This is a genomic window from Hydromonas duriensis, assembly GCF_004363775.1.
GTDB lineage: Bacteria > Pseudomonadota > Gammaproteobacteria > Burkholderiales > Burkholderiaceae > Hydromonas > Hydromonas duriensis.
On sequence record NZ_SNZE01000047.1, the window covers coordinates 1 to 5,123 of the forward strand.

General features: G+C 47.7%; 4 protein-coding genes. All 4 read left to right on the forward strand.

Features of this window, described 5'->3' with window-relative positions; translation table 11 throughout:
• Window positions 1-1,794, forward strand: a 1,794-nt coding sequence (locus DFR44_RS10985; RefSeq protein ID WP_133621614.1) for a DUF2345 domain-containing protein, incomplete at its 5' end; no start/stop codon positions are given.
• Window positions 1,795-1,802: 8 nt separating this feature from the next.
• Complete coding sequence (locus tag DFR44_RS10990) at window positions 1,803-3,047, forward strand: hypothetical protein (RefSeq protein ID WP_133621615.1); 1,245 nt, start codon at window positions 1,803-1,805, stop codon at window positions 3,045-3,047.
• A 17-nt stretch (window positions 3,048-3,064) separates the two neighbouring features.
• Window positions 3,065-3,820: a hypothetical protein gene (locus DFR44_RS10995; RefSeq protein ID WP_133621616.1), complete on the forward strand. Its 756-nt coding sequence runs from the start codon at window positions 3,065-3,067 to the stop codon at window positions 3,818-3,820.
• A 59-nt stretch (window positions 3,821-3,879) separates the two neighbouring features.
• Window positions 3,880-5,123, forward strand: a 1,244-nt coding sequence (locus tag DFR44_RS11000) for a type VI secretion system Vgr family protein (RefSeq protein WP_133621617.1), incomplete at its 3' end; no start/stop codon positions are given.

Genomic DNA, 5,123 nt, shown 5'->3' on the forward strand with positions numbered 1-5,123 from the left:
GACAAAGCCCAAGTCTACATGGAAGCCATCCGTCAACACGGACACCGTGCCATCGCAGCAGGTAACTTACGCGGCATCCAATCAGGCCACAGCCTGTTCATCCGCAACAGCACCCACGAAGACGCCAACCGTGGTTGGATAGTACTCGGCACCACGCTACACGCCACAGAAACCTCACAAGAAACGCACAGCGATTCAAAATACAGCATCCACGTCGAGTTCACCCTACACCCTGACAACGAACAAGTGCGCCCCGACCGTCGATTAAAGAAACCCGAAGCACGGACACAAACCGCCATCGTCGTTGGTCCCAAAGACAAAGAAGTATGGGTCGACCAATATGGGCGTGTCAAAGTGCAATTCCACTGGGACCGTTACGGTGCATCCGATGAAAACAGCTCCTGCTGGGTGCGTGTATCGTCCCCATGGCAAGGCACCAACTTCGGCGGCATCCAACACCCGCGCATTGGCCAAGAAGTCATCATCGACTTCTTGTCGGCCGATCCCGACATGCCCTTCGTCAGTGGCCGTTTAAGCAACCCCGACACCATGCCCAACTGGGAACTGCCCAGTCAGCTTGCCTTAAGTGGTTTCAAATCTAAAGAGATTGACGGCGCACAGAACAACCACTTGATAATGGACGACACACCCAAAGAAGTCCAAGTCCAGCTCACCAGCGACCATCAACTCAGCCAGCTGAATTTAGGCTACATCACCCGCATCCCTGATGTTAAAGGTCGAGCCGACTATCGCGGCCAAGGGTTTGAGTTACGCTCGGACGGTTGGGGCGCGATTCGCAGTGCCAAGGGCATGATGTTATCCACCTACACCCGAGCCACAGGTACAAGTCACGTCAAAGACATGAGCGAAGCAGTTGGCATCTTGCGCAACGCTCATAATCAACACAAATCATTCGCAGAGCTGGCCATCGACCACAAAGCTGATGAACGCACACTAAATGACACTGCGCATGTCCAAATTCAATCCCAAAACGAACAAGTGGCAGGACATGAGGGCGGACATGACAAATTCCCTGAGCTGACTGAGCCGCATTTGGTCTTAGCGAGTCCCGCAGGTATAGAACTGGCAACACCTAAGTCGGTGCACGTAGCCACCAATGAACACACAGCGATAACTACAGGGCAAGACCTGAGCTTATCTGTTGGTAAACGTTTGGGCGCGAGTGTAGCTAGGGGTATCGGCCTGTTTACTCAAGCGCTCGGAATTAAGCTGTTTGCGGCCAAGGGTAAGGTCGAGATTCAAGCGCAGTCTGACAGCATCGACATCATTGCGGACAAAGTGATGAAGCTCATCAGTGCGAAAGGGGGAATAGAAATTTCTGCAAAGAAATCTATTCTATTGACTGCTGGAGGCAGTTATATTCGCATTGATGGCACTGGTATCGAAGAGGGTACTCCAGCTGTTTGGAAAGCTCATGCAGCGGCACATGGTTTACCTGGTCCAAAAGATGTGCCAGCCCCTCCACACACCTTTAATGTAAAGCCAACGGATATGATGATTAGTCGCTTTTATTCAGATGGTGAGGGCGCAAGTCAAGCTCCTTATAAAGTCAAATTTTCAGATGGTTCTGTGCGTACAGGTCAATTGAGCGCAAATGGTCGAGCAATTTTAACAGATGTACCTCCTGGACCCGCAGAAGTTGAAATAGGAGAGGATCAACGAACACTGGTGATTAAAGAGGAGATGGTTGAAAATCCTGTTTACGGTAAAACACTTACAGATGAACAGGCTATTGAGCTGTATAAGATAGTTTTTGGTGACAATCAACAATAGGAAAATTTATGGCAGACAGTTACAGTTTTTTTACTCCTGCTCTTACGCCTGAACGAAAGAGCCAACTTGAAGCAGAATATAATGCAGCTCATGCTGAATTATCTATTACTGGATCGATGAAATGGTTCTGGGGGGTTTTGCAAGGCGATTTCAATGAAAACCCAACTATGGGGCAAATAATTGTTGGTACCATAATTACGCTTGTTCCTGGCTTAGACACGGCTGGAGACGTACGTGATGTGATTGCCAATTTGGCACAGATCAGCGACTCACCTGAGGACACCATGAAATGGCTTGCCCTTGCAATTACAGTGATTGGTTTTATTCCTGAATTTGGTAGCATGTTAAAAGGGGCATTCAAAGGATTTATTAAAAATGCCCGTAAAGGAGGCGATGCGGCTATTGAAGCGATTAAGACATTGGTTGCAAAAATTAGGGCAGCAAATAAAAAACTGGGCGTGGGTTATGGAGATCCGATTAAATATTTAAAGAACATTGATTGGGATGCTTTAACCAAGGAAGTGCTCAATAAATTCAAAGAAATACTGCATACAATGCAACTTAAAATCAAGGACATATCAAATAGTGCGCTGTCAAGAGTATTAGGTAAAAATAAAATGGCTCAACTCAAGCTCGTAAGCAAACAATTAGCTCAGCTTGAAGCTAAAGGCTTTGACCAAATACCAAAGGCCATGAAATACCTGAGGAATAAAATTAATGAGCTTTTGCCGAAAATCGATCCTGAAGTAGCTAAAGGTGCTGCAGGCAAAGAAACTGTTATAAAGAATACAAAAGCTGATTTACCTCTCACTCGGGCACAGTACGAAATCAAGAGTAAGCAAATTGGAGAAGATGTTGCATCCATGCGCAAGGCGGGGAAGTCAGAGCGTGAAATTGCCGAATATGCGGAAGCCAAGCGCCGAGCGATTCAAAAAGAGGCGAGGCAAAACACCGACCCTGAAATTATGGAATTGATTAGTGCACGAAATAAAGATCGATATAATCATCCAGATGGTCCAGATTTCAAGCGAACAACAGATGGACGTTGGAGTTATGAGAAGAAACGAAAAGGCAGTAAGAAATACGATACATATTATAAGACAGACAAAGAGATAGCTGATGCAGCGGGTAATAGCGGTGGTGGTGATTTTGCGTGGGATTTAGTGCTTGAATTTACACGAGCAAAGCGGGCGAATGACTTAGCACGTGCTAAAGTACTGAAAGAGGAAATTCGCAAGAAATTAGGTCTTTAAAAACAAAAGGATTAAATATGTTATTAGAAGGGTTTGTCGTGGTACGTCCAGTCATTCATCTAAACCATGAGACAGGTGAGTGGCGTAATGCCACAGAAGAAGAGGCGCCCACGCATTTGGCCATGATTGATATGAAGGACAAGCTAAGAGGTGACTATTTAAAGGCAGACGATCGTTACCATTTTTGCTATAGGACTGACGATGGCAAAATGTTCTTTCGTGCAGACGATGGTACATGCATTGAAATAGATGGGTATCGCTATGCAGAGGTGGTTAAAATGACGGACAGTGCTGGCAACAAGCAGCCTGACTTTAGTATGTTTACCATCTATGAGGCCAATGGTGAGCAGCTTTACCGCACCGTGTATCGTTCTGATTTGTATTACCGCTTGTTCTTGGCAGAAAAATCAGGTGTGGCTTTGTTTCCTGAAGATGTGGAGCTGGGTGATTGGGATTTCTTTGTATCATGTGTTGATTCTTTTGAATATATGAAAGAAAAACGTCTAGAAAATCAACCGACGCCACATGCTGAAATGGTAGCCGCACAAGAAGAACCGATAAAGACTTCTCGCTATTCAGGCGAGTGGGTCGCTGTCGGCGAAATATGCCAAGTGACGGGCTTGTACGAAGCACCTTACCTGCGTAATAAAACCGTTATGCTCTATCAAGGGCAAAAGGTTGCAGGCGACACGCATAATGAGCTCGGGCAAATCGTGTGGTATCGCTTGACCGAGCAGGCTGCCAATGAATACAAGCAGAGCAATAACATGTAGTCTTTTAGCTGCTTTAACTTTCACTCAAATCAATACACTTTAAACTCGCCGAGATATTCATGATCCCCAACTTCAATGCCCGCACCATCTCTGTTCAAAGTCCAGTTTTTAAGTCCTCCGACTGGGGCACGCCCTACATACTGTTTCACAGTCTCAAAGGCTCAGAAAACATCAACGAGCTATTTGAATACGTGGTGCAAGTGCGAGCGCAGGATGAAGAAGGGCAAGGCATTGTCGAGCGTTACATCAGCAAAGCCGAATCCCTCGCAGGCGGAGCACCTGGAAGCAACCTTGATTTAAAAAGCACCATCGGCTCCAACTTAACGATTAGCATCGAGCTCGACGGTAAACGCCTAGGGGTTTGGGGTGAATCCATCGAAAGACAGGCAGGCGGTATTTTAGACTCCGCACGCGGAGCAGGTGTACGCCACATCAACGGCATCATCACCAAAGCCGCACACCTAGGCAGCCTAGGTCGCTACCCACTGTACGAATTCACCATCCGCAACTGGATGTGGCTCCTCACCCAATCCTCAGACTACAAAGTATGGCAAAAGGTCAGCATCCCCGACATCATTCGCGCCGTACTCAGCACCTTACCCTATAAAGTCGACTACCGTCTAACCAAAACCTACCCGTCAATGGACTACATCGTCCAGTACTCAGAATCGCATTACCATTTTATAAAACGCTTAATGGAAAGCGTCGGCATCAGCTTCTTTGTCGACCATCAAAAAGACGGTCACACCGTCGTCATCACCGACGCATTGAGTGGCTTCAAACCCATGGATTCTGTGGCATACCAAGAATGTCATGTGCATCCAGCGGGTCTCAAGCTCGCCGAAGAATACATAAGCCGCCTCGAACCCTTACAACAACACGTCACAGGCCAAATCCGCCTCAACGACCATCAGTTTAAACAACCCAAGGCCGACCAAACCAGCACCAGCTCTCAGCCTTGGGAGACCGCACACAACGCGCTCGAACACTACGAATGGCAACAAGGCGGCTACCTCAGTGCAGACGAAGGCGGCAAAGACAAAGCCCAAGTCTACATGGAAGCCATCCGTCAACACGGACACCGCGCCATCGCAGCAGGCAACCTACGCGGCATCCAATCAGGCCACAGCCTATTCATCCGCAACAGCACCCACGAAGACGCTAATCGTGGTTGGATAGTACTCGGCACCACGCTACACGCCACAGAGACCTCACAAGAAACGCACAGCGATTCAAAATACAGCATCCACGTCGAGTTCACCCTGCACCCTGACAACGAACAAGTGCGCCCCGACCGTCGATT